Source organism: Flavobacterium sp. (genome assembly GCF_965284515.1).
Lineage (GTDB): Bacteria > Bacteroidota > Bacteroidia > Flavobacteriales > Flavobacteriaceae > Flavobacterium.
In genome coordinates this window covers 2,093,228-2,120,187 of sequence record NZ_OZ260089.1, presented here as the reverse complement: position 1 = coordinate 2,120,187, position 26,960 = coordinate 2,093,228, and the positions used below count along the sequence as shown (strand labels likewise).

The following is a 26,960-nucleotide window of genomic DNA, read 5'->3' as shown; positions in this document are numbered from 1 at the left end:
TATTTTTTTAACTTTATAAAAAATAATAATAAAACTAACTATGAACTCAAAAAACTACCATTATGAAAAAATTTTACTTAACCTTAGTAGCTACAGCATGCTTTTGTATGACTAACGCACAAGTGGGTATTGGCACAACAAGCCCACAAGCTTTTTTAGATATTAATTCAAGTACTCAAGGAGTAATAATATCAAAAGTGGCTCTAACTTCAAGAAGTGTTCAACTACCAGTTGTTAATCCTCAAGGTGGGGCAGTGGTAGAAGGAACTTTAGTTTACAATACTTCAACAAATGGAGTTGCTCCATTTAATGTTTCCCCAGGTTTCTACTTCTGGGATGGTTCTTTTTGGGTTGCCTTAGATGGCACAGGAGGAAGAGATTGGTCGCTTTTAGGCAATTCAGGTACGAATCCTGCTTTCAATTTTCTTGGAACTAGAGACAATACTAATTTAATTTTTAGAACAAATAATTTACAACGTGCAGTTGTTAGGTCTGATGGAAATGTTGCTATAAACGCTCCTGGAGATGCTTGGACAAGGTTGTATGTTAATACTTCTGGAGCCTTTAATGATGCTTTAAGAGGAAGAAATGATGATACTGTAGGAAATGCACTTTGGGCTACGAATATTAATGATGGTGGAACTTCTGTTTTAGGAGGCTCTGGAGCCGGTTTTAGTATTTTTCCAAGCACTGGAGCTGGTGTTGCAGGATCAGGTCCATATGTTGGTGTCTATGGTTCAAATGCTTATGGAACTCCATCAAATCCTGCTCATTATTCTAATTCTGGTGGTGGATTCTCTTTAGATTCAGATAATAATACTGCTACTTTAAATAATAGTGCTTTTGCAAAAATTGCCGGAATTGATAATATTTCTCCAGACGGATTATTAGCTTCAAGAAGAAGTTTATATGGCGGATACTTTAATGGCGGAGTTTCTGGTCAATCATATGCATATGTAGGTATAAAATATAATGCAAATGCTGCAGGAGGTGGAGGAACTAATTTTAAGGTTATTGGGAATGGTTCAAACTCAACAATGATAATGGATGAGGAAAATAAGCCTAGAATTTTATTTTCACCTGAAGCTCCAGAAATTTTATTTGAAGATTATGGAACTTCTCAATTAGTAAATGGTGAAGCTTATGTTGAAATTGATCCTGTTCTTAAAAAAGCTTTATATATTGATGAAAAACACCCTTTGAAAGTTTTTATTCAACTTGAAGGTGATTGTGCAGGAGTATTTGTTACAGATAAATCAGTAGACGGATTTAAGGTTAAAGAATTAGCTAAAGGTTCATCAAATGTTAAGTTTTCATGGCATATTGTTGCAAATAGAGCAGATGATAAAGATAGTTTAGGAAATGTTACATCAGAGCATGTGGGATTACGTTTACCATATGGACCAATTCCAATTAAAGAAACTCAAATGGTTAAAAAAGATTTTAAAATAAGTAATGGATTATCAATGAATTAAAGATGAAAAAATTTACTACCTAAAAGCCCGTTTATTAAATATAAAATAGACGGGCTTTTTATTTATAATTATTTTTGAAGATAGAAAGAAACAATCTACATTTGCACTACACAACAACACAAACACTTAATGAATACAATTACTACTACCAATTTCAATTTTCCTGGTCAAAAATCGGTTTATCATGGAAAAGTAAGAGAAGTTTACAATATTAATGACGATTTATTAGTTATGGTTGCTACAGATAGGCTTTCAGCTTTTGATGTAGTAATGCCAAAAGGAATTCCTTATAAAGGTCAAATTTTAAATCAAATTGCAACAAAATTCATGGAATTAACTCAAGATATTGTTCCAAATTGGTTAATCGATACACCTGATCCAAGTGTTGCAGTTGGACATTTATGCGAACCATTTAAAGTTGAAATGGTAATTCGCGGATATTTAGCAGGTCATGCCGCAAGAGAATATGCTTTAGGAAAAAGAACTCTTTGTGGAGTTACTTTACCTGAAGGATTAAAGGAAAATGATAAATTTCCATCTCCAATAATTACTCCTTCTACAAAAGCAGATAATGGAGAACATGATGAAGATATTTCTCGAGAAGATATTTTAGCTAAAGGAATTGTGAGTCAAGATGACTATTTAGTTTTAGAGAAATACACAAGAGCATTATATCAAAGAGGAACCGAAATTGCAGCTTCAAGGGGATTAATTTTGGTTGATACTAAATATGAATTTGGGAAAACTAAAGATGGAAAAATTGTTCTAATTGACGAAATTCATACACCAGATTCTTCACGTTATTTTTATGCAGAAGGTTATCAAGAAAGACAAGATAGAGGAGAAGCTCAAAAACAATTATCGAAAGAGTTTGTGCGCCAATGGTTAATTGCTAACGGTTTTCAAGGTAAAGAAGGTCAGCAAATTCCAGATATGTCTGATGAATATATTGCTACAGTCTCGGAAAGATATATTGAATTGTATGAAAATATTATTGGTGAAAAATTTATAAAAGCAGATATTTCAAACATTAATGAACGGATTGAAAAAAACGTTTTAGCTTATTTAAATAAATAAAAAAAAGGCTCAATTTAAATTGAGCCTTTTTTATTCAAACAAACTAAACCAAAATATTACTGGTCCTTAAAAAGCGTATTTATTCTCGCTAATTAATTTTGCAGCAATTTTTTCACGTAACCCAATTACATTTGGCATATTCGTATATTTTGTAAAACGTTTAAGTCCCATCAACATCATACGTTGTTCATCACCTTCAGCAAAAGATACGATTCCTTCTTTTCCTTTTTGGTTAATAATATCAACTGCATGATATAAATATAATTGTGCCATTGCAATTTGTTCTTGTACTTTATCTGCACCTTCCTTCTTAGTTAATTTTTCAGTTCTAAGAATAGTGCTTTCGGCCATATAAATTTCAATTAAGATGTCAGAAGCAGCCATTAATAATTGTTGATGAGATTCTAATTCAGCTCCATATTTTTGAACAGCCGAACCAGCAACCATTAAAAACACTTTTTTCAATTTAGCAATCATCTCTTTTTCTTCAGCAAATAGCTCAGAATAATCAGGAACATCAAACGATGGAATACCCATTAATTCTTCACCCACAGCCATTGCTGGACCTAATAAATCAACGTGACCTTTCATAGCTTTCTTCACTAACATTCCTACAGATAACATTCTATTAATTTCGTTAGTCCCTTCATAAATTCTTGCAATACGCGCATCTCTCCATGCGCTTTCCATTGGTGCATCTTCAGAGAATCCCATTCCACCAAAAATTTGTATTCCTTCATCTGTACAAGATTGTACGTCTTCAGAAACCGCAACTTTTAAGATAGAGCATTCAATTGCAAATTCTTCAACCCCTTTTAATTCAGCTTCTTGGTGTGTATTTCCTTCTTCTGTTCTAATATGAATTCTAGTTTCAATGTCATGTGCAGCTCTATAGGTAGCACTTTCACCTGCATAAGAATTTGTCGCCATTTCTGCTAATTTTGCCTGGATTGCTCCAAAGCTAGAAATAGGAACATTAAATTGCATTCTTTCGTTTGCATAATTAACAGCTGTAGTAATAGTTCTTCTTTGTGCTTCTAAACAAGCAGCAGCTAATTTAATACGACCTACGTTTAATGCATTCATTGCAATTTTGAACCCTTCTCCTTGTCCTGCTAACATATTTTCAACAGGAACTTTTGTTTCGTTAAAGAAAACCTGACGAGTAGATGATGAACGAATACCTAATTTGTGTTCTTCATCTCCCAATGAAATTCCGTTTGAAGGATCATTTTCAACGATGAAACCAGTAATGTTTTTGTCGTCACCAATTCTTGCGAAAACAATAAAAACTTGACAGAAACCTGCGTTTGAAATCCACATTTTTCCACCCGTAATACTGTAATATTTACCATCTTCAGATAAAACAGCTTTCGTTTTTCCTGAATTAGCATCAGAACCAGCGCCTGGTTCAGTTAAACAGTAAGCACCAAACCATTCACCAGAAGCTAATTTTGGTACATACTTTTGTTTTTGTTCTTCAGTTCCATATAATGTAATTGGCATAGTTCCAATTCCAGTATGTGCACCAAAAGCAGTTGAAAAAGAACCCGTTGCTCCAGAAATATAATCACAAACTAAAACGGTATTTGTAAAGCCCATTCCCATTCCGCCATAAGCTTCAGGAACTGCTATACTTAAGTAACCTAAGTCACCCGCTTTTTTCATTACTTCTTCTGTAAGTGCGTAATCTTTCTTTTCAAAACGCTCTTTGTTTGGCCAAAGTTCTTTATCCACGAATTCGATAACCGAATCACGCATCATAATTTGTTCCTCATTGAAATCTTCTGGTGTGAAGATGTCCTCGCATTTTGTTTCTTTAACTAGGAATTGACCTCCTCTGATAATATCGCTCATGTTTTTAGTTTTTAAGATGATAGATAATAGACGAATAGATGATAGACGAAGCTATTAATTATCATTAAATTATTTATTTAAAATGTTTTGAAATGACATTGTTGCTCGTTGAAATTCTTCAATTTTAGTTTCAATGCTATTAGATATTTCATTTGTTATGTATTTTTTATGATTTGCTAATATAATTTGTGTTTGTAATTCAAAAGAAGATCCTAAAGAAATATCAAGAAAATGACTAAACGATTTATCTGTTCTACTTGAACCTTCTGCTATATTTGAAGGTATAGAAATACAACATCTATCCATTTGACTTTTCAATCCATATTTTTCAGAAATTGGAAATGTATCTGTTAAGTCCAAAATCATTTTAGATAATTCCATACTCATTTGCCAGATTTTAAGTTTCTTGAAATTATGTCTTTTAAATTCACTCATTCTCAAAGTCTATTATCTATCAATCTATTATCTCTTGGTCTTTATTTTAAAAATTCATAAATACCTGCTGTACCTTGTCCAGTTCCAACACACATTGTTACCATTCCGTATTTTGCATTTCCACGCTTACGCATTTCATCAAATAATTGCACCGATAATTTGGCTCCTGTACAACCAAGTGGGTGACCTAATGAAATTGCTCCACCATTTACATTTACGATATCAGGATTTAAACCTAATTCACGAATAACTGCTAATGATTGAGATGCAAATGCTTCATTTAATTCAAATAAATCAATATCTGATTGTTTTAAACCTGCTTGTTTTAAGGCTTTTGGAATCGCTTTAACAGGTCCAATTCCCATAATTCTTGGTTCAACTCCTGCTGAAGCAAAGTTCACTAAACGTGCAATTGGTTCAAGGTTTAACTCTTTTACCATTTCTTCGCTCATTACTAGTACAAATGCAGCACCATCACTCATTTGAGATGAGTTACCAGCTGTTACACTTCCATCTGCAGCAAATACTGGACGTAATTTAGATAATGCTTCAACCGATGTTCCAGCTCTTGGACCTTCATCTTTATTTACAACATATGAACGTGTTTCTTTTTTGCCATTTTCGTTAATGAAAGTTTCTTCCACAGTAATGGGAACAATTTGAGCATCAAATTTACCTTCTGCTTGCGCTTTCAAAGCTTTCATGTGTGATTGAAATGCAAATTCATCTTGATCTTCACGAGAAACTTTGAACTGATTAGCAACTGCTTCAGCTGTCAATCCCATTCCCCAATAATAATCTTCATGACCCGCATTTGCAACTTTATAATCTGGAGTTGGTTTGTAACCTCCCATTGGAATATAACTCATGCTTTCTGCACCACCTGCAATGATACAATCAGCCATTCCTGATTGAATTTTTGCAGTTGCCATACCAATAGTTTCAATACCTGATGCACAATATCTATTTACTGTAACTCCAGGAACATCCTCTACTTTTAATCCCATTAATGAAATTAAACGCGCAACGTTTAAACCTTGTTCTGCTTCTGGCATGGCATTACCAACCATAACATCATCTATACGAGTTTTGTCGAAATTTGGTAATTCATTCATCATGTGTTCAATTGTTTCAGCAGCCAATTCATCAGGTCTTTTGAAACGAAAAACTCCTTTTGGTGCTTTACCAACTGCAGTTCTATATGCTTTTACTATATATGCTGTTTTCATATTTTTTTAGTTTCTTAATGGTTTCCCTTTAGTTAGCATGTGTTGGATTCTTTCTAAAGATTTTCTTTCTCCCGTTAGTGATAAAAACGCTTCTCTTTCTAAGTCTAATAAGTATTGTTCAGATACTAAAGTGGCTTCAGATAAATTACCACCAGCCATTACATAAGCTAATTTATTTGCAATTTTCTTATCGTGTTCAGAAATGTATTTTCCAGCTTCCATTTGGTCTGTTCCTACTAAGAACATACCTAAAGCTTGTTTACCTAAAACTTTAATATCATTTCTTCTAGGAGCTTGCGTGTATCCTTGATCAGCCATTTGTAAAGCAACTTGTTTTGCAGTCGCAATTTGGCGGTCTTTATTTACTACAACAATATCTCTACCTTTTTGTAAAACTCCAGTGTCAAAACCTTCGTAAGCAGACGTAGCAACTTTTGCCATACCAACAGTTAAGAAGTATTCTTGAAGAACGTTTAGTTCTACATCATTTTTACGGAAAAGATCAGAAGCTCTTAAAGCCATTTCTTTGGAACCGCCACCACCAGGAATTACACCAACTCCAAATTCTACTAAACCAATATACGTTTCAGCAGCAGCAACAGCTCTATCAGCGTGCATTGTTAATTCACAACCACCACCAAGAGTCATTCCGTGAGGTGCAGCAATAACTGGAATTGCAGAATAACGACAACGCATCATAGTGTCTTGGAACATTTTGATAGCCATGTTTAATTCGTCATATTCTTGTTCAACTGCCATCATGAAAATCATTCCTAAATTTGCTCCTACTGAGAAATTAGTACCTTGATTTCCTATTACTAAACCGTTATAATCTTTTTCAGCCATATCAATGGCTTTATTAATTCCTTGTAAAACACCAGCACCAATAGAATTCATTTTTGAAGTAAATTCTAAATTGATAATTCCATCACCTAAATCAGTAATAATAGAATCGCTGTTATTCCATACTTTCTTATTGTCGCGAATGTTATTCAAGATAATAAATGCATCTTGACCAGGAATTTTTTCTACTTTTTTATTGTTAATAGAGTAGAAGTGGGTTGCTCCATCTTTTACTGAATAGAAACTAGTATTTCCTGAAGTTACCATTTCATTAACCCAAGCAGCAGGAGAATAACCTTCCGCTTTCATTAATTCGATTCCTTTTTCAACACCAATAGCATCCCAAATTTCGAAAGGACCATTTTCCCAACCGAAACCAGCTTTCATAGCATCGTCAATTTTATAAAAGTCTTCTGTGATTTCCGGAATGCGGTTTGAACAATATTGGAACATTGAAGCGAAATTTTTTCTATAGAAATCACCTGCTTTATCTTTCCCTTTTACTAATACTTTGAATCTATCAATTGGTTTGTCAATTGTTTTTGTTAATTCTAAAGTCGCAAAAGAAGCTTTTTTACTTGTTCTATATTCTAAAGTGTCTAAATCTAAAGCTAATATTTCTTTTCCTTCTTTTTTATAGAAACCTTGACCTGATTTACTTCCAAGCCATTGATTTTCCATCATTTTGTTTACAAACTCAGGAAGTTTAAATAATTCATGAGATTCGTCTTTTGGACAGTTCTCATAAATTCCATTAGCAACATGTACTAAAGTATCTAAACCTACAACATCAACCGTTCTAAAAGTAGCTGATTTTGGACGACCAATAACTGGTCCGGTTAATTTATCAACTTCTTCAACTGTTAATCCCATTTCTTTTACTTGGTGGAATAAACTTTGGATTCCGAAGATTCCAATTCTATTTCCAATAAAAGCAGGAGTATCTTTAGCAACTACAGAAGTTTTTCCTAAGAATTTTTCGCCATAACCGTTCAAGAAATCTAATACTTCTGTTGAAGTTTGTGGGCCAGGAATGATTTCAAATAATTTTAAGTAACGTGCTGGATTAAAAAAGTGTGTTCCACAGAAATGCTTTTGGAAATCTTCACTTCTTCCTTCACTCATAAACTGAATAGGAATTCCAGAAGTGTTTGAAGTTATTAATGTACCAGACTTTCTGTATTTTTCAATTTGTTCGAAAACTAGTTTTTTGATGTCAAGTCTTTCTACAACTACTTCAATAATCCAATCGACATCGGCAATTTTTGCCATATCATCTGTCGTGTTACCCGTAGTAATTCTATTAGCAAAACTTTGATGATAAATAGGAGATGGTTTAGATTTTAAAGCATGAGTTAAATGATCATTAACTAAACGATTTCTAACCGCTTTACTTTCTAAAGTTAATCCTTTCTTCTGTTCAACTTCTGTTAATTCTCTAGGAACAATATCAAGTAAAAGTACTTCTACACCAATATTTGCGAAATGGCAAGCAATACCACTTCCCATAATTCCTGAACCAATAACAGCAACTTTTTTAATATTACGTTTCATCTGTTAATTAAATTATCTCGATTATATCAAGGTTATTTTGTTTGTTTTTTTAATTCTTCGTCTGTAAAAATTTTCTTATCAGCAATTAACTCGTTAATGATTTCTGAAACTTCCATAAAATTTTGAAGTTGTTCGTCTGTAACGTGTCTTTTAATTGTTTCGTTGAAATTTAAAACAGTTGTTTTAGAGAGCTCTCTTTTATCTAGCCCTTCTTCGGTAAGGTGAATTAAAACACCTCTTCCATCTGTTGGGTTTTTCTTTCTAATAATTAAGCCTCTTTCTTCCATTGACTTTAACGTCCTTGTTAAACTAGTTGCTTCCATACCCATTTTTGGACCTAAAGAAGTTGAAGGAGTGCCTTTTTCTCTATCGATACTTAATAGTGCAAAACCAGTTGCCATTGTTGCACCATACTTTGAAGCTTCTTCATTATACATCCTGGCAACTGCTTGCCAAGTTGCTCTTAATATATAATCTATTGTTTTATCTTTCATAAAATTAAAACTGAAATTCAAAGATAAAAAAAAATACTATGCATGCATAGTATTTTTTGATTTTTTTATAAAAAAAATGAAATAAATAAAAAAACACCTTAACAATTAGTAGTTAAGGTGTTAAAATATAATTAGTTGTATATTTTATTGTATAAATCAGTATACATTTCTTTAATAATTTTTCTTTTTAATTTCATAGTTGGAGTAAGGTGACCTCCATCAATTGACCAAACTTCGGGCGTTAGTTCAAAACGTTTAATTTTTTCCCAATTTCCAAATTTTTCATTCAATTCATTAACTTCTTCTTGAATTCTGTCAATAACCTCCTTGTTGGCTATGATTTCTTGATTTGTTGTTCCTATTGAAATTTTCTTTCTAGAAGCCCAATCATTCAGAAATTCAAAACTTGGTTGTATAAATGCTGCTGGCATTTTTTCACCATCTCCAATAACCATTATTTGTTCAATGAATCTTGATTGTTTAAATGTATTTTCTAAAACTTGAGGAGCAATGTATTTACCTCCAGAAGTTTTAAACATTTCTTTTTTACGATCGGTAATTTTAAGGAAACCATCACTATCGATTTCTCCAATATCTCCAGTGTGAAAGTAACCGTTCGCTAAAACTTCATTTGTTTTTTCTTCATCTTTATAATAACCAATCATTACATTTGGTCCTTTACAAAGTATTTCTCCGTCTTCAGCAATCTTAACTTCAACACCATCAATAACTCTTCCAACAGTTCCTACCCTGAATCCGCCATTTCTCATATCATTTACAGAAATTACAGGTGAAGTTTCTGTTAATCCATAACCTTCCATTACTGGAATATTTGCTGCGCAGAATACTTTAGATAGTCTTGTTTGTAAAGCAGCACTTCCACAAACTAAAAGCTCTAATTCTCCTCCTAAACCTTCTTGCCATTTAGAGAAAATGATTTTACGAGCTATTTTAAGTTTAAACTCATACCAAGCTCCATTTTCTCCATAAGGTTTGTAATCCATACCTAAATCTAAAGCCCAAAAGAATAATCTTTTTTTAATTCCTGTTAAATCAGCCCCTTTAGCATAGATTTTATCGTATACTTTTTCAAGTAAACGAGGTACAACTGACATAACATGTGGATGAACCTCTTTTAAATTGTCACTAATTTTTTCAATACTTTCCGCAAAATAAATTGAAATACCATAATATTGGTATAAATACAATAGCATTCTTTCAAAGATGTGACAAATAGGTAAGAAACTTAAAGCTCTAGTATCCCCAGCTCTTAGAGGCACTCTTTTAGCACTCATTAATACATCGCTTACGATATTTTGATGTGTTAACATTACACCTTTAGGCCTTCCTGTAGTTCCTGAAGTATATATTATCGTAGCTAAATCAGTTTCTAGAACATTGTTTTTACGTTCTTCAACTTTATTTTGATTTGTATTGTCTTTTCCAAGTTCTAAAATCTCTTTCCAGCTTTTACAACCATTAATATCATCAAATGAATATATTTCTTTTAATGTTGGAACATTAGCTTTAATAGCACTAATTTTATTGTAAACTTCAATATCAGAAATAAAACAATAAGAAGATTCTGAGTGATTTAAAATATATTCATAATCTTCACTAGAAATTGTTGGATAAATTGGAACATTTTGTGCTCCTGTTTGTAATATTCCAATATCACAAATATTCCATTCTGTTCTATTATTTGAAGAGATAATAGCGATTTTATCATTCTTATTTACCCCTAAGTTTAATAAACCTCTTGAGATAGCGTTTGCTTTATCTAAATATTCCTTTGTTGAAGTTTTAATCCAATCATTACCATATTTTGTAACCAATGAATCTGATAAATCATACTTTTCCAATTGATAGTATGGAAAGTCAAATAAGCGAGTAATATTATTCATATTTAGATGATTTTATTTTTATTGCAATTTATTAAAAGTTTTTTAAAAAGCGTACTATGATTATTAAATAATACTACTTTTGTAAAAATATATTTTTAATTTATGTATACTTCTTTAAGGAAAAATGAAATTTCTGTATTGATTTATAGACTTTTACTAGTTTATTTCTTTTATTTCATAGCTAGAGTAATTTTTTATTTTTTTAACGCCGATTTATTTGAAATTGACTCTATTTATTCTTTTTTTAAAATTTGTTTTTTTGGTTTACAGTTTGACACATCAGCAATGCTTTATGTAAATGTGCTATTCATTGTAATGTCAATATTTCCTATCTTAGTTAATACATCTAAAACTTACCAGAAAATACTTTTATATATCTATTTTCTTACTAATATACCTTTTTATTCGTTAAACTTTATTGATTTAATTTACTATCCTTATAATTATTCTAGAACTACAATAGCTGTATTTGATCTTATTAGTAATGAAAACAATAAGTTGAGCATGTTCTTTAGGTTTTTCATTTCTTATTGGTATGTTTTTTTACTTTTTATTTCTTTATCTTATTTATGGTATTTTTTATATAAAAAGTATGAAGTTAAAAATTCTACACCAACAAATAAATTAACTTACTTTATATATTCGTTTTGCTTATTAATATTTACTTCTGGTTTTACCATAATTGGAATACGAGGTGGATATGCAAAAAGTTCTAGACCAATTAATTTAGTTGATGCAAACAGATACGTTGAAAAAAGTCAAGATGCAGATTTAGTTTTAAATACTCCTTTCGCATTTTTAAGGACCTTAGGGGTTAAGACTTTTAAAAAACAAGATTTTAATTTATCAGACAAAAAAATTTACAACATAACAAACCCTGTAAAACAATACTTTAATGATAGTGTTAATAAACCAAATGTAGTATTAATAATAACAGAAAGTTTTGGAAGAGAATATTTAGGAGCTTTTAACAAAGATAAGAATGTTAAGGATTTTCAAGGTTTTTCTCCTTTTATAGATTCATTATCGCAAGAAAGTTTAATTTTTACCAACGCTTATGCTAACGGGTATAAGTCTATACACGGAATGTCTTCTGTTTTAGCAGGAATTCCATCCTATAAAGATGCTTTCACATCATCACCTTATGCAAAACAAAAGATACAATCATTAGTTTCATGTTTAAAAGAAATGGATTATGATACTTCTTTTTTTCATGGTGCTCCTAATGGGTCTATGGGCTTCTTGGGCTTCGGAAATATTTTAGGGTTTGACCATTATTATGGAATGACAGAATATAATAATGATTCAGATTTTGATGGTTCTTGGGGAATTTGGGATGAACCATTTTTAAAATATATGAAGAGAGAATTAGATAAAAAAGAAAAACCGTTTTTTAGTACTGTATTTACTTTATCTTCTCATGAACCTTATAAAGTTCCTCTTGAGTATGAAGGAAAGTTCCCAAAAGGACATGTTCCGATTCATCAGTGTATTGGTTATACAGATAACGCTTTCAGAGAGTTTTTTAAAGAAGCAAAAAAATCAAAATGGTATAACAATACAATTTTTATTATTACTGCAGACCATTGTAATAATGTTTATTTTAAAGACGAATATTATCACAAAGTTTTAAATAGAGTTGCTGTACCAATATTAATTTTTTCTCCAAAAGAAAACTATAAAGGAGTTAGAGAAGATTTGGCTCAGCATATAGATTTGTATCCTACTATATTAGATGCTGTTGGTTATAATAAAAAATTCAGAAGTTGGGGTAGAAGTCTTTTAGCAAATAAAGTTGATGAAAAACCATATCTATTAAACTACATAGCAGGAACTTACTTTTTCGCCAAAGACGATTTCTTTTGTACATTTGATGGAATGAATATTACAGGTTTATATTCTAAAGAAGATAAAAAAATGCATAAAGATTTAAAATCTGTTTTTCCTAAAATAAAATATGATTTTGAATTAAGTTGTAAAGCGTATTTACAAAGTTATTTTAACTCAATTATAGATAAAAAAATAGATAAACCGTATTTAATAAAGTAGTAAATGAAAAAGAAAATTTTATTTTTAGTATTTGTTTTATTGTCTTTGTTTGGATTAAAGTATGTGTATGATATGCATATTAATCATAATTTTGAGACAATTACTGAAGGAAAAGTTTATAAAAGTGGTGTGATTCCACCAGATCAAATTGCTGATTATGTAAGTCAATACAAAATTAAAAGTATTATTGATTTAAGATTTCCAGGAACAGGAGATGATATAAATAATCCTGAAATTCCTGAAGAACTTATTGCTGAAAAAGTAGCAGTAGAAAAAATTGAGGGAGTAAATTACTTTAATAATGGTTCAGATCAAGTTCCTCAACAACATAATTTAGATATGTTTTTTAAAATTATGGACAATCCTGATAACTATCCAGTTTTAATTCATTGCTACCACGGAGTTGGAAGAGCGGAAATGTATTCTGCAATTTATAGAATTGAATACGAAGGTTGGGAAAACGACAAAGCTCGAACAAGCACTCGTTTTTTAACTAAATTTAGTTCGTTTGATATTGGTAAGCCAAAAGGAAATTACTTACATACCTATACTAAAAGAAAAGATACTTTAAAATAAAAAAAGGCTTCCAATTTTGGAAGCCTTTTTTAGATTTATTTTTTATCAATCCAATTTTTAGCATTAACAAACGCTTCATGCCATGGAGAAACTTCGTCTTTTTGTCCTCTATCTGGATAATGTGCCCAGTTCCAAGGGAAAGTAGAACGTTCAATATGCGGCATCATAACCAAATGTCTTCCAGTAGTGTCACACATCATTGCAGTGTTATAATCTGAACCATTTGGATTAGCTGGATAATCTTCATAAGCATATTTACCTACAATGTTATACTTATCTTCACTGTAAGGTAAATTAAACTTTCCTTCACCATGAGAAACCCAAACTCCTAACGTTGCTCCTTCTAAAGTAGAAAGCATCACTGAATTGTTTTTTTGAACCGTTACTGATGTAAAAATGCTTTCGTGCTTGTTTGAATTGTTATGCAACATTTTTCCATGTACTTCATGCTCTGGATTAATTAATTCTAATTCCATCCAAAGCTGACAACCGTTACAAATTCCAACAGAAAGTGTATCTTCTCTTTTAAAGAAATTCTTTAAAGCTGTATTTGCTTTTTCGTTATATAAAAATGCCCCAGCCCAACCTTTAGCAGAACCTAGTACATCTGAATTTGAGAATCCACCAACAGCTCCAATAAATTGAATGTCCTCTAATGTTTCACGACCCGAAATCAAGTCAGTCATGTGTACGTCTTTCACATCAAAACCTGCTAAATACATTGCGTTTGCCATTTCACGTTCAGAATTACTTCCTTTTTCACGAATTATCGCTGCTTTTGGTCTTGGTTTTGTAGCATCAATAACTGGTGCTTTTCCTGTAAAATGTGTTGGAAAAGTATAACTTAATGCTTGGTTTTTATAATTATCATAACGTTCTTTTGCTGTTCCGTTTTTAGATTGTTTAGTATCTAACAAGTATGAAGTTTTAAACCAAATGTCTCTGTATTTTGGAATATCTAATCCGCAAGGACCAAATTCTAGTCTTTCATCGGTTGTAACGGTTCCTAATTTATAAAACGAAACATTATTCTCTTTTAATTTGTTTTCTAGAACAGCATCTTCTTTAGCTTGGAAAACAATTCCAATATTTTCTGCAAATAGATATTTAATAATATCTTTTTCTTCAAATACAGAAAAATCAATTTTAGCACCTAAATTAACATCTGCAAAACACATTTCTAATAAAGTAGTAATTAATCCACCACTTCCTATATCGTGACCAGCAATAATTTGACGGTCTTTAATCAATTCCTGAATCGTGTTGAATGCATTTTTAAAGAATGCAGCATCTTTTATAGTTGGAACTTCGTTTCCAATTTTATTTAATGTTTGAGCAAATGAAGAACCACCTAATTTAAACTCATCTTGAGATAAATTAATATAATAAATTGAACCACCATCTTTTTGTAAAACAGGTTCAACAACCTTAGTGATATTAGTACAGTTTCCAGCAGCAGAAATAATAACCGTTCCTGGCGCAATAACTTCATCATTTGGATATTTTTGCTTCATTGAAAGCGAATCTTTTCCTGTTGGAATATTGATGCCTAATTCTAAAGCAAAATCAGAACAACCTTTAACTGCTTGATATAAACGAGCATCTTCACCTTCGTTTTTACAAGCCCACATCCAGTTCGCTGAAAGTGAAATACCTTTTAAATTATCTTTAATTGGTGCCCAAATAATATTAGATAAAGCTTCTGCTATTGCAGTTTTACTTCCTGCAACGGGATCAACTAAAGCTGCGATAGGCGAGTGGCCAATTGAAGTTGCTATACCTTCTTTACCATTAAAATCTAGTGCCATAACACCAACATTATTTAAAGGCAATTGTAATGGACCTGCGCATTGTTGTTTGGCAACTTTACCACCAACGCATCTGTCTACTTTATTAGTCAACCAATCTTTACAAGCTACTGCTTCTAATTGTAGTACTTGTTCTAAATAAGTTGAAATATTTTTTTTATCGTATTCAAAGTCAGAATATTTTCTTTGAATTGAAGAATCTGTCATTATTGTTTTTGGAGAACTGCCGAAAAAGTCTTCTAAAGCATAATCCATTGGTTTTGCACCAGTAGTTTTTGATTCAAAAGCAAAACGATGATCGTTAGTAACATCACCAACTTCATACATAGGTGAACGTTCCCTGTCAGCAATTCGTTGTAATGTGTCAATATCTTTTTTACCAATAACCAATCCCATTCTTTCTTGCGATTCGTTACCAATTATTTCTTTTGCTGATAGCGTAGGGTCTCCAACCGGTAATTTGTCTAAATCTATTAATCCACCTGTTTCTTCAACAAGTTCTGTTAAACAATTTAAATGTCCACCAGCACCATGATCGTGAATAGAAACAATAGGATTATTATCGCTTTCTACTAAACCACGAATAGCATTAGCAGCACGTTTTTGCATTTCTGGATTAGAACGTTGAATAGCATTTAATTCAATTCCTGAACTAAATTCACCAGTATCTGCAGAAGAAACTGCAGCACCGCCCATTCCAATTCTATAATTTTCTCCACCAAGAATTACAATTTTGTCTCCTTCTTGTGGTTTTTTCTTAATTGCTTGATCTAATTTTCCGTAACCTATTCCACCTGCTTGCATGATAACTTTATCGAAACCAAGTTTACGAGCATCTTCTTCATGTTCAAACGTAAGAATAGAACCCGTAATTAAAGGTTGACCAAATTTATTACCAAAATCGGAAGCTCCATTAGAAGCTTTAATTAAGATATCCATTGGAGTTTGGTATAACCATTTACGTTCCTCCATTCCGTTTTCCCATGGCTTATTTTCTTCTAAACGCGAATATGAAGTCATGTAAACAGCAGTTCCTGCTAAAGGTAAAGAACCTTGTCCTCCAGCTAAACGATCTCTAATTTCACCTCCTGAACCTGTTGCAGCTCCATTAAAGGGTTCAACAGTTGTAGGGAAATTATGTGTTTCAGCTTTTAATGAAATTACAGAATCAAATTCTTTCTTTTCATAAAAATCGGGTTTGTCAGCGCTTTTAGGAGCAAATTGTTCTACTCTTGGTCCTTTTACAAAAGCAACATTATCTTTATAAGCTGAAACAATATCATTCGGATTTGATTCAGATGTTTTTCTGATTAACTTGAATAAAGAAGTTGGCATTTCTTCTCCATCAATTATAAATGTTCCGTTGAAGATTTTATGACGGCAATGTTCTGAATTAGCCTGTGAGAAAGCAAATATTTCAGAATCGGTTAATTTTCTTCCTAATTTGGTAGCCAAATTATTTAAATATTCTTCTTCTTCTTCGTTTAATGCTAAACCTTCTGATTTGTTATAAGCAGCAATATCATCAATTTCCAAAATTGCTTCTGGTTGCACATTAATCGTAAACATGGTTTGATTTAATGCAGTAAATTTTTCAGAAATCATTGGATCGAAATCTTTAAAATCAGAAACACAAGTTTCAAATTCTTCGATTCTGATGATTCCAATTATACCCATATTTTGAGTAATTTCAACAGCATTTGTACTCCAAGGAGTAACCATTGCAGCACGTGGTCCAACAAAAAAAGCATCGATTGATGCCTGTTTATTATTGGTGATAGTGTATTTGCTGTCAGAAGTACTATTAAATAACCAATTTAATTTGTTAATGTCTTCTGTTGAAAATTCGTTTTGCGACTGAACTGCAAAAACCTTGTTGGTTTTGTTCCCGAAGAAATGAATCATTGTATAGTTTTGTTTGTGTGTTGTTTTTAAAATGCAAATTTATTCTAAAAAAACGGTAGTTCAAAAAAAAGTAACGAAACTTAATAACAAAAAAAAAACTGTCATTAACAAATGACAGTTTTTTAGTTAATTACTTTACTCGTTTAGAAACTATTTCCATTGTTTTTATCTCTTTCTCGTCTTCTAAAATATCAAACATTTCCATTTTTTGGTTATTCTCATCCATGTAAGTAATAACTTCTTTTACTTTTTTTGATTTTCCTGTTCCTGGTACTACTTGATCACCAAATAAAATAATAGATTTAGAAGCTTCATCATATTTACCTCTTGTAACCATAATTCCAGTTCCCATATTATCAACCCATGTTGAAATATATTCTTCCGTTTCATTATCAAAAGCCATCAAACCTTTTCCTTCAAATTGCATTCCAAAGATATCTCCAGAATATTTACCTTCTTGGTATAATCCGCCTAATATCATTTTGTATTCTGCTTTTGATTTCGCTTTTTGTGCTTCAGGATTATCTGGCATCCAAAAAGTCATGTCGGCATCCCAAACACCTGTGTCTTTTGCAAGCATTTCATGTGCTTTTGATGGAGTTGCATAATCTGCCCAAGCTTTTGCCATAGCAGCTGAATCAAGAACAATTTCTGCTGCTTCTGTTTTAGCTTCTGGGGTTTCTTCAATTTCCGTTTTTATTTCTACTTTTTTACAAGAAATTATACTCATTGAAACTACAAGTACTGATAGAATTAATTTTTTCATAAGATTTTGATTTAAGGTTAGTTAAAAAGTAATAAAATTATACGCTCCTATATCAGATGGATTTGTTCTACTGTTTCCTAAAATATCATTGAATGTTGAATAAGTAAAATTAGCAGTTCCTTTTGCTGCAGAAGCGGAACCAATAATTAACTCATTTACATCAGTGTTTTTAAAGTTAGGAATATTGTTTGTAGAGCTTCTTGAGATTATACAATTTGCATATTTTGTTCCAGTAAATTGATACTCAGGGTGTGTTGTAAACTGGTTGCTAAAATCAGCAAATTTAATTAAACAATGATCGAATTGGTAATTAAAAGTTGTTCCTTCTTTATTTAATGAAATAGCTAAATTTGGTGAACCAAAAATGATACAATTTCTAAAATCGGCTTTTGTTAAAGCATAAGTTGCACTTCCATCAAAATCATCAATCAAAACGGATGTTTGATTAGGTTTTGGCCAATAGTTTGCAAATGTACAATGTGTAAATTCATAAGAGCCTCCAAATGAACAAGATAAACTTGTTTCACCACAATTATTTATGACAACATTTCTTCCAACGATGTTTCCAGTTCTAGCAAGTAATCCCACATTACTACAATTATAAATTTGAACATTAGTTAGATCTAAAGTTGGAGTACTATTACCATCATTTCCTGAAACTAACATTCCAACTGTTGCATTCTTTAGTGTCAAATTAGTAATTGAATTATTTGTACTTCCTTGAGTAAACCAAACAGTTCCCCATTGACCAGGAACGTCACTATATAAAGGTTCTAATCGATCACTTTCAAAAATAACTTCATTTTCTAAATCTTCAGTTAGTGAAGTTGTACCATTTACTTGTAAAGAAGCTGTATTAGCAACTATTATCCCAGATTCAGCATGAAAATGAGCTCTAACTCCTGCATCAACAACTAGTGTGTTTGTAGGGGGAACAGCAGCATAACCATAAATAACATAAGGTTTTGTGTTTGTCCAATGCAGTTCATCACCATTCATTGGATCGGCTGGATCTAAATAAAAACCATAAATTTCATCAGAACCAATTGGTAATGTTTCAGTTGTTCCATCACTGAATTTTTTCGGGTATAAAAAGACTGCATCTTGAACTAATGTAACCAATTCTACTTTTTGAAAATCACTATTTGTTCCAAATTCAATATGGTCTGTATATAAGAATGTAGTTTCTGAATTTGCATAATCATCATAATTGATAGTGGTTTCAATAAAAATAAACATACTGTCTCTCGCAAGTAATTCAACATTATTAAAAACCCTACCTGGCATTCCGTCAACCATTAAACGGTATTTAGAATTATTTCCTTCTCCTAGTTGAATATTTGGAATCGAAATATTTCTATTACTTCGGTTATAAACTTTTAAAGTATAAGTTGAAGAACCAATATTTGTAAATACTGTATCTAAATAAACAGTGTCTTTAGAGAAGCGTAAATTACCTGTACTTGGTTCAAAATCAAAATCTGAACGGCAAGAACATATGGTTAATATAACTATTGAACATAATAAAAGGTATCTTCTCATGTATTAAATCTTTTCGTAAATGTACTATTTTTTGAAATAATAACGCTAAGATAAGAGTTTTTAGTATAGCTAAAAAACGTTTTGAAATTTGTATTTTTGCTTAAAATTGGAGAAATGGATAAGATTAAAACTTTAAAATTTTTTAACGATTGGTGTAAAAACACACTAATGGAGACTTTATCGATTGAATTTATAGATGTAGGAGAAGATTTTTTAACTGCTAAAATGCCAGTTGATTCAAGAGTACATCAACCAATGGGCTTGTTACATGGTGGGGCATCTGTAGCCTTAGCTGAAAGTGTTGGAAGTTCTGCAACGATGCTTTTTTTGGATCCAGAAAAATTTGAAGTGAGAGGAATTGAAATAAGCGCTAATCATTTAAAAAGTAAAAGAGCAGGAACCGTTTTTGCGACTGCTAAAATATTACATAAAGGTAGAAGTTTGCATTTATGGGAAATTAGAATTGTTGATGAAAATGACCAATTAATATCTTTATGTAAGTTAACCAATATGGTATTGCCAAAAAGAAAAGTGAATGACTAATTTATTTGAGAAAATAAATCAACAAAAATCGCAAAATTTACCTTTTGTAATTTATTCAAAGCCAAATTCGGATAAGACTGTTGGACTTTTTCAAATGAATGATCAACTTTACTCTTTAAATGATTTTCAATCAAAAGGGTTTGCTTTTGTCCCATTTGATGAGGGTTTTACATGTTATATTCCTAAAGATTTTTCTGAAGTAATTATCGAGGAAAATAACTTTGAAGTTATAAATTTAGATTTTATTTCAAATATATTTAACGACGATAATTTTAATCAAAAACGGCAATTTGAAGAATTAGTAGAAAAAGCAATTCAAAACATAAATTCAGGTTTAACTGAAAAAATTGTGGTTTCTAGAAAAGAATCTATTTCAATTAATTCATTTGATATTGAATTAACATTCAAAAAAATGCTTTCAGTTTACAAATCTGCATTTAAGTATTGTTTCTTTCATCCAAAAATAGGATTATGGATAGGAGCAACACCAGAACAATTTCTTAAAACAGAAAATAATACGTTAAAAACAGTTGCACTTGCCGGAACAAGATTAGTTAACCAAAACGAAATTTGGGGAGGAAAAGAGGTAAATGAACAGCAATATGTAACCGATTTTATAGTATCAAATATCAAAGAATATACAAATTCAATAAACGTTTCAAAGCCTTACACGGTTACAGCTGGAAATATTCAACATATTAAAACGGATATTGCAGCTACTTTAAAATCATTAGATGATTTAGAGTTAATTGTAAAAAAAATGCATCCAACACCAGCAGTTTGTGGACTCCCAAAAGAAACTTCCAAAGACTTTATCATTAAGAATGAGAATTATAGTCGTAAGTATTATGCAGGGTTTCTTGGCGAATTAAATTTTTGTTTTGAATCAAATCAACCATTGTTTTCTGATTTATTTGTAAATTTGAGATGTATGGAAATAGAAGATAAAACCGCTGATATTTATGTAGGTTGCGGAATTACAAAAGATAGTAATCCAGAACAAGAGTTCATAGAAACAAAAAATAAATCGGTAACGATGAAAAGTATTTTAAACAAGTAATTCGTATGAAATTAGATATTTTAGCTTTTGGCGCACATCCAGACGATGTTGAATTAGGAGCATCAGGAACAATTGCAAAAGAAATTTCTTTAGGAAAAAAAGTTGGTATCATTGATTTAACGAGAGGAGAACTTGGAACTAGAGGAACTAAAGAGATTAGAGATGTTGAAGCAAGAAAAGCAGCCGAAATTTTAGGGGTTTCTATTCGTGAAAACTTACAGTTTAGAGATGGTTTTTTTATAAATGATGAAAAGCATCAACTTGAAATTATTAAAATAATTCGTAAATATAAGCCTGAAATAGTTTTATGTAATGCTATCGATGACCGACATATTGATCATGGAAAAGGGAGTAAGTTGGTTAGTGATGCCTGTTTTTTGTCAGGTTTAACTAAAATTGAAACAGAAGTTGATGGTTTAAAACAAGAAGCTTGGAGGCCAAAACATGTTTATCATTATATTCAATGGAAAAACATTGAACCTGATTTTGTTGTTGATATAACAGGCTTTATGGATAAAAAGATGAATTCTGTTTTAGCATATGGTTCACAGTTTTACGATTCAAATTCTAAAGAACCAATAACGCCAATAACTTCAAAAAACTTCTTAGATTCTATTACTTATCGCGCACAAGATCTAGGTAGAATAGTCGGAGTAGATTTTGCAGAAGGCTTTACTGTAGAAAGATATTTGGCAGTCAACAGTTTAGATAATTTGAAGTAATTTTTTTTATTTTTTGTTTGCATCAACAAAAGTTTTGCCATATATTTGCACCCGTTAAACAAATGGTGATTGTAGCTCAGCTGGTTAGAGCATCGGTTTGTGGTACCGAGGGTCGCCGGTTCGAACCCGGTCATTCACCCTAAATAACGCAAAAGCGCTGAATTTATTCAGCGCTTTTTTTATTTTATTATAGTTTGGATTAGCATTACAATTCCAATGAATAAAATTAGTAATAATGAGATTTGCTTAAATTTTTCTTGAGGTATAAATTTTAAAATATATTTTCCAATATATGTTCCTACTAAACCAATAACAAACAGGAAAGGCACATAAATTAAATCATGTTCATGAATATATCCGTTTTTAAAATAAACGATTGTTCTTGTAAAGTCAATTGAAAAATCTATTGCTGCAGATGTAGCAATAAAGACACTTTTTTCTAGATTAAAAGCAGCCATTGTAATTCCTCTTATTGCTCCACCAGTTCCTAATAATCCTGCAGTAAAACCAGAAAGAGATCCTCCTATAATTGATTCTTTGAGTTCCGGCTTAACAATTAATTTTTTCTTGATTAAAAAAAGTAAACTAAATGCTGTAAGGAAAATTCCTAACAAGGCTTCAAGAATGTACGTTTTTAAATAGTTTGATAAAAAGCCGCCAATAATTACAAACAATACAGAAGGAACGCCAATGTTTAAAAGTAATTTTTTATCTAAACCTTTTCTAAAAAGTGCTATTTTACTAATATTACTTGATATGTGAAAAATTGCAGTTAAACCTAAAACAGATTGAAAATCAAAGAAAAAACTAGCTATAGGAACAAAAAATACAGAAGAACCAAAACCACCTATGGTTCCTGCAATTTCAGCTATCATTGCCAATAACAAAAAGAATAAACTAATTTTTTGAAACATGTTTTAGTTTTTTCAAATATATACATAAAAAAACTCCTATATAAATAATAGGAGTTCATTCTATAAATCAATAATCCTGATTTTATAATTTATTCATATTGTTTACTAATGTTTCAATAAACTTTCCAATTGGTCCTTTAATCATCATGGCCATCATTGGATTAAACTCACCTTCAAAATCAAGTTGAACTTCAGTTTTTTCAGTATCTAAAGTTGTTAAATTAGCCGTTAATGTAAATGGTAATTTACTCGATGCAGCACCTAAAACAATTTTTGAATGCGGAGTAGCTTCTTTTTTTACCAATTTGATTTCAGGCATTCCTTTTAAACCAAATTCAAAGCAATTATCATCAATTACTTCAAACTTTGCAATATTATCAGGCATTAATTTTTCAAAGCTTTTTACATCAGTTAAAGCATTAAATAAATATTCTGCTGACTTTTCTATAGTTACTTTTGGGCTTTCTAAATTCATATTCTTATTTTTTATTTTATTTCTACATTCCAAGTTGACGGACTTAAACGCCATTCTTTTAAAGCATCAAATTCAGTATCATTTATATATTGTTTATGTACAGCTTGTTTTAATAAATTGTCATAATTACTTAAAGTATAAACATCTAAGTTTGCTTCTTTAATTTTTTCAACTGAAACATCAAACCCATATGTAAAAATTGCTGCCATTCCTTTTACAACAGCTCCTTCATTTCTTAATGCTTCAACTGCTTGAAGACTACTTCCTCCAGTACTAATTAAGTCTTCAACCACAACTACTGATTGGCCTTTTTGTAAAAAACCTTCCACCTGATTTTGTCTTCCGTGCTTTTTTGCTTCAGGTCTAACATATACAAATGGTAGCCCCATTGCTTCTGCAACAAGTATACCAATTCCAATTGCACCTGTTGCAACACCAGCAATTACATCTGGAGTTCCAAATTTTTCTTCAATATTTTTAGAAAATTCTTCTCTAATATAATTTCTAACCTCTGGAAATGAGAGAATTATACGATTATCACAATAAATTGGTGATTTCCAGCCCGAAGCCCAAGTAAAAGGATTTTTTGGATTTAATTTAATTGCGTTTATTTGTAAAAGCAATTCGGCTGTTTGTTCTGCTGTGTTGTTGTTAAAAACCATATTGCAAATGTATAAAGTTTTTGTAAACGATAGGTCACTTTTTTTGACAAATGAAGTTCAGAAGGAAACTGATTTTCAAATTTTCTTGCTTGAAAGTATCGATATTAAGAAGTTGATTGTGAAAATGTATCAGAATAAAATTCAGAGTGCTTTTTTATATCATCCTGATGAAAAGCTGATTATGAAGACTTTGAAAGCTAAAATTCCGGTGGTTAAAGCTGGTGGAGGATTAGTATATAATACAAAAGGCGAAATACTATTTATATACAGAAACGGAAAATGGGATTTACCTAAAGGTGGAACCGAAAAAAATGAAACTATGGAAGAAACCGCCATGCGTGAAGTAGAAGAAGAAACGGGAGTTTCAGGATTATCAATTTCTAAAAAGTTACAGAAAACATATCACATTTTTAAACGTAACGGTCGTTATAAATTAAAGCAAACCTATTGGTATGAAATGCAATCTACTTTTGAAGGAACTCCTGAAGGACAAGTTGAAGAAGGAATAGAGAGAGTAGAATGGATTCATCCAAAAGACATATCTAAAGTTTTAGAAAACTCTTATGAAAATATAAAGTTGTTGTTTGAAGATTTTAATTAAAAAAAAGCCCTGCAATGCAGGGCTTTTTTTATTTAATTCTATAAACAGGATATTGCAAATGTGCTTTTTCGTAATAAGGTGAATGCTTATAAACCCAATCCAATTGCCAAGCACCGTTTTCTGCAAAGCTATTATCTGATTTCTTTTTAGCTTCAAATTCAGCTTTTAATTTTGGATTTTTATCTAAAATTTCTTTAGCCAAATCTTCAAAAACATAAGCTGAAAAATATTCTTTTTGTTGCAAAATAGGGTCAAAGAAATTCCAATTAAAATAACTATCAACAGCTTCTGGCTCTAATGTTTCCATTAAATATTTTACACCAGCTTGTTGCGTATTTATCATTAAATCGCCTTTTCTAAACTGTACTTTTTCTGTAGATTTTGTAACAACTGTATTATAATGTCCGTAATGTCCTTCGTATGACGATTTTGAAGTTTCATAAGAAGCTATTTTATAACTTTCTACTTCAATTTCTGTATCTTTTGCTAACGGTTGCATTTCAATTCCATTCAATTTTAATAAATCAATAATTGGCCATTGCGATTTTGGAACCACATAAAAATTAGGAATCACAACTTCTTTAGTAGCTTTATAATCATTGTAAAACGGAATTTGTTTTGTAAAAGGCTGTTTTCTGTCGTAATACAAACGATCTTTTCCTGAAACATCACTTGGTTTATAATTTCCTTTAAATCCTTTAAAATCAATGTATGATACTTTAGAAGAATCAATTTCCCATTGTAATGGATAATTCATTCCGACTTTATAATTCTCTAAATTTTTAGTTTTTAATGCTTTAATTTTTAAATAATTAGCATTCACATAATTTAGAGTACTTACCATATATTCATAGGTAACATGAACTCTATCTTTATAGGGTTTTAGCATGTGCGTTTCGGGAACAGAACCCAAAGAATTAAATAGAGTAGTGTAACCCGTTGCATAACGAGGCGAATCCATAAATTGCGCAAAACCATCATCTGGTTTATCTCCGTGAATGTTAACATAAGGAACACTTTCAATTTTTTTCTTTTTTAAATCTTGCATTATTGCAGGATGCATTTCTTCTTTATAAAAGGTTCCTAAATCCCCACCCAAACGTTGATGTTGTGTTGCAATGCATGTAAATGTATATTGATAATCGGCTCCGTTAGAAACGTGATTGTCAATAAACATATCTGGATTGACCAAATGGTATATTTCTTGAAAACTTCTTGAATTTTTCGAATCGGACTTTATAAAGTCTCTATTCAAATCAAAATTACGAGCATTTCCTCTAAATCCGTACGCTTCAGGTCCGTTTTGATTGGCTCTTGAAAATGAATTTCTATTCAAACTCCCTCCAATATTATAAACCGGAATCACTACAATTATAGTATTTTTTGGCACTTTTATTTTTGAAGTGGCTAAATCGCGCAAAAGCATCATACTTGCATCAATTCCGTCTGGTTCACCGGGATGAATTCCGTTATTAACAAGAATTACAGCTTTATTTTGCGTATAATCGAAATTTTTATTTTCTGAAAAAGTTATAATATGCAAAGGTTCACCGCTATCGGTCAAGCCCATTTCTTTCATCGAAATGGTTTCAAATTGTGCATCTAAATTTTTGTAATACGCAATACATTCGTCATAAGTAGTAGATTGATTGCTGTTTCCTTTTTCGTATGGTGTTTTTAAATCTTGTGAAAAAGTTAACGATGAGATCAACAGAAGGAATAATAATTTTTTCATTGTAGCTAAATTCAATTATAATATTTTTTTCTAATTTATTCGCTTTTTTTGGGAAATAGAATATCCATATCAGAAGACTTAATAAAGTTTATTAATTTCCCATTGATATCCCATTCTTTTAAAATATAATGGTCCCAATCAGGAAATAATTGTCTGTTTGATTTGACCATTCCATTTTCGTGATATAAAATTATTTCTGAATAATTGTACTTTTTTATATGTAAGGACTTTATGTTTTCAGAATCATAATACGTTCTTGTATAGCTATAACCATTATCATCATAAATTATTAAAGAATCATTGTTTTTAATTATATATTCTGCGGGTAAATAATAATTAGTAGAGTGTTTTAGTTCTCTTACTCCTTTAGTATTAATAATTTTAAAAACTGGTTTTTTAATTTTTGGATTCTTAATTTTTAATTTATTAATAAAAACACAATCACAACTAGCAACATCTCTATCCGTGAAATCAAAATTGAAATTGAATAAAATGGTATCTTTTATTATAGAATAATCTATGATTTTTCCATTTGCACAATTTTCAATATATTGAATTTCAATATATAAAGAATCATTTTCAATATTAGAAGCAATAATTCGATGATTTACTCTAGTAGTATATCCAATAGGTTCTTGACATTTTTCATTTGAATAAATTGGTTTTAAACCTTTATTTTGAGCAAAACTTATTGCAGAAAGTAATAGAAGTAAAAACGGAATGCTTTTCATAGT

At 31.0% G+C, this 26,960-nt stretch carries 22 protein-coding genes and 1 tRNA gene; 9 read left to right on the top strand and 14 right to left on the bottom strand.

Going from position 1 to position 26,960, the window contains the following annotated elements; translation table 11 throughout:
- The first annotated feature begins 62 nt into the window (after window positions 1-62).
- Window positions 63-1,475, top strand: coding sequence for a hypothetical protein (locus ACQ65T_RS09835; protein ID WP_430400906.1), 1,413 nt, complete (start codon window positions 63-65; stop codon window positions 1,473-1,475).
- A 129-nt stretch (window positions 1,476-1,604) separates the two neighbouring features.
- Window positions 1,605-2,552, top strand: coding sequence for a phosphoribosylaminoimidazolesuccinocarboxamide synthase (locus ACQ65T_RS09830; RefSeq protein WP_430400905.1), 948 nt, complete (start codon window positions 1,605-1,607; stop codon window positions 2,550-2,552).
- Between the two features lie 66 nt (window positions 2,553-2,618).
- Here ACQ65T_RS09830 and ACQ65T_RS09825 read toward each other — a convergent pair whose 3' ends face one another.
- From ACQ65T_RS09825 to ACQ65T_RS09800, 6 genes are all read right to left on the bottom strand, one after another.
- Complete coding sequence (locus ACQ65T_RS09825; RefSeq protein ID WP_430400904.1) at window positions 2,619-4,409, bottom strand: acyl-CoA dehydrogenase family protein; 1,791 nt, start codon at window positions 4,407-4,409, stop codon at window positions 2,619-2,621.
- A gap of 69 nt (window positions 4,410-4,478) precedes the next feature.
- Window positions 4,479-4,844: a four helix bundle protein gene (locus tag ACQ65T_RS09820; RefSeq protein WP_430400903.1), complete on the bottom strand. Its 366-nt coding sequence runs from the start codon at window positions 4,842-4,844 to the stop codon at window positions 4,479-4,481.
- A 41-nt stretch (window positions 4,845-4,885) separates the two neighbouring features.
- Window positions 4,886-6,073: an acetyl-CoA C-acyltransferase gene (locus ACQ65T_RS09815; protein WP_430400902.1), complete on the bottom strand. Its 1,188-nt coding sequence runs from the start codon at window positions 6,071-6,073 to the stop codon at window positions 4,886-4,888.
- A gap of 6 nt (window positions 6,074-6,079) precedes the next feature.
- Window positions 6,080-8,470, bottom strand: coding sequence for a 3-hydroxyacyl-CoA dehydrogenase NAD-binding domain-containing protein (locus ACQ65T_RS09810; protein WP_430400901.1), 2,391 nt, complete (start codon window positions 8,468-8,470; stop codon window positions 6,080-6,082).
- A 32-nt stretch (window positions 8,471-8,502) separates the two neighbouring features.
- Window positions 8,503-8,964 (bottom strand): MarR family winged helix-turn-helix transcriptional regulator, encoded by a 462-nt coding sequence (locus ACQ65T_RS09805; RefSeq protein ID WP_430400900.1) that lies wholly within the window; start codon window positions 8,962-8,964, stop codon window positions 8,503-8,505.
- Window positions 8,965-9,095: 131 nt separating this feature from the next.
- The gene (locus ACQ65T_RS09800; RefSeq protein WP_430400899.1) at window positions 9,096-10,868 is read right to left on the bottom strand and encodes an AMP-dependent synthetase/ligase; all 1,773 of its coding nucleotides are present in this window, start codon (window positions 10,866-10,868) and stop codon (window positions 9,096-9,098) included.
- A 102-nt stretch (window positions 10,869-10,970) separates the two neighbouring features.
- On the opposite strand from ACQ65T_RS09800, the gene ACQ65T_RS09795 reads away from it, so the two are divergent.
- The gene (locus tag ACQ65T_RS09795; protein ID WP_430400898.1) at window positions 10,971-12,917 is read left to right on the top strand and encodes an LTA synthase family protein; all 1,947 of its coding nucleotides are present in this window, start codon (window positions 10,971-10,973) and stop codon (window positions 12,915-12,917) included.
- Window positions 12,918-12,920: 3 nt separating this feature from the next.
- Window positions 12,921-13,493 (top strand): dual specificity protein phosphatase family protein, encoded by a 573-nt coding sequence (locus tag ACQ65T_RS09790; protein ID WP_430400897.1) that lies wholly within the window; start codon window positions 12,921-12,923, stop codon window positions 13,491-13,493.
- Between the two features lie 35 nt (window positions 13,494-13,528).
- On the opposite strand, the gene purL is transcribed toward ACQ65T_RS09790, so the two are convergent.
- The 3 genes from purL to ACQ65T_RS09775 all read right to left on the bottom strand — a co-directional run bounded on the left by purL (window position 13,529) and on the right by ACQ65T_RS09775 (window position 19,514).
- Complete coding sequence (purL, locus tag ACQ65T_RS09785) at window positions 13,529-17,206, bottom strand: phosphoribosylformylglycinamidine synthase (RefSeq protein ID WP_430400896.1); 3,678 nt, start codon at window positions 17,204-17,206, stop codon at window positions 13,529-13,531.
- A gap of 130 nt (window positions 17,207-17,336) precedes the next feature.
- On the bottom strand, window positions 17,337-17,972 hold the full coding sequence (locus ACQ65T_RS09780) for a DUF1579 domain-containing protein (protein WP_430400895.1): 636 nt from the start codon (window positions 17,970-17,972) through the stop codon (window positions 17,337-17,339).
- A gap of 21 nt (window positions 17,973-17,993) precedes the next feature.
- Window positions 17,994-19,514, bottom strand: coding sequence for a hypothetical protein (locus tag ACQ65T_RS09775; RefSeq protein ID WP_430400894.1), 1,521 nt, complete (start codon window positions 19,512-19,514; stop codon window positions 17,994-17,996).
- 114 nt (window positions 19,515-19,628) lie between these two features.
- Between ACQ65T_RS09775 and ACQ65T_RS09770 the strand changes: the two genes are divergently transcribed.
- From ACQ65T_RS09770 to ACQ65T_RS09755, 4 genes are all read left to right on the top strand, one after another.
- Window positions 19,629-20,057: a PaaI family thioesterase gene (locus ACQ65T_RS09770; RefSeq protein ID WP_430400893.1), complete on the top strand. Its 429-nt coding sequence runs from the start codon at window positions 19,629-19,631 to the stop codon at window positions 20,055-20,057.
- Complete coding sequence (locus tag ACQ65T_RS09765) at window positions 20,050-21,117, top strand: isochorismate synthase (protein WP_430400892.1); 1,068 nt, start codon at window positions 20,050-20,052, stop codon at window positions 21,115-21,117. The genes ACQ65T_RS09770 and ACQ65T_RS09765 overlap by 8 nt, the downstream gene beginning before the upstream one ends.
- A gap of 5 nt (window positions 21,118-21,122) precedes the next feature.
- Window positions 21,123-21,839: a bacillithiol biosynthesis deacetylase BshB1 gene (gene bshB1, locus ACQ65T_RS09760; RefSeq protein WP_430400891.1), complete on the top strand. Its 717-nt coding sequence runs from the start codon at window positions 21,123-21,125 to the stop codon at window positions 21,837-21,839.
- A 64-nt stretch (window positions 21,840-21,903) separates the two neighbouring features.
- Window positions 21,904-21,979, top strand: a tRNA-His gene (locus ACQ65T_RS09755).
- Window positions 21,980-22,018: 39 nt separating this feature from the next.
- On the opposite strand, the gene ACQ65T_RS09750 is transcribed toward ACQ65T_RS09755, so the two are convergent.
- The 3 genes from ACQ65T_RS09750 to pyrE form a co-directional block, all read right to left on the bottom strand.
- On the bottom strand, window positions 22,019-22,753 hold the full coding sequence (locus tag ACQ65T_RS09750) for a sulfite exporter TauE/SafE family protein (RefSeq protein ID WP_430400890.1): 735 nt from the start codon (window positions 22,751-22,753) through the stop codon (window positions 22,019-22,021).
- Between the two features lie 82 nt (window positions 22,754-22,835).
- Window positions 22,836-23,228 (bottom strand): SRPBCC family protein, encoded by a 393-nt coding sequence (locus tag ACQ65T_RS09745; RefSeq protein WP_430400889.1) that lies wholly within the window; start codon window positions 23,226-23,228, stop codon window positions 22,836-22,838.
- Between the two features lie 11 nt (window positions 23,229-23,239).
- Entirely contained in the window at window positions 23,240-23,890 is a 651-nt protein-coding gene (gene pyrE / locus ACQ65T_RS09740) for an orotate phosphoribosyltransferase (RefSeq protein ID WP_430400888.1), read from the bottom strand.
- 7 nt (window positions 23,891-23,897) lie between these two features.
- On the opposite strand from pyrE, the gene ACQ65T_RS09735 reads away from it, so the two are divergent.
- Window positions 23,898-24,491 carry an NUDIX hydrolase gene (locus ACQ65T_RS09735; protein ID WP_430400887.1) on the top strand — a complete coding sequence of 198 codons (594 nt, stop codon included), beginning with the start codon at window positions 23,898-23,900 and terminating at the stop codon, window positions 24,489-24,491.
- 28 nt (window positions 24,492-24,519) lie between these two features.
- Here the strand turns inward: ACQ65T_RS09735 and ACQ65T_RS09730 are convergent, their stop codons facing one another.
- Together ACQ65T_RS09730 and ACQ65T_RS09725 are read right to left on the bottom strand one after the other, a co-directional pair.
- The gene (locus ACQ65T_RS09730; RefSeq protein ID WP_430400886.1) at window positions 24,520-26,226 is read right to left on the bottom strand and encodes a M14 family zinc carboxypeptidase; all 1,707 of its coding nucleotides are present in this window, start codon (window positions 26,224-26,226) and stop codon (window positions 24,520-24,522) included.
- Between the two features lie 35 nt (window positions 26,227-26,261).
- Entirely contained in the window at window positions 26,262-26,957 is a 696-nt protein-coding gene (locus ACQ65T_RS09725; protein ID WP_430400885.1) for a hypothetical protein, read from the bottom strand.
- Window positions 26,958-26,960: the final 3 nt, after the last annotated feature.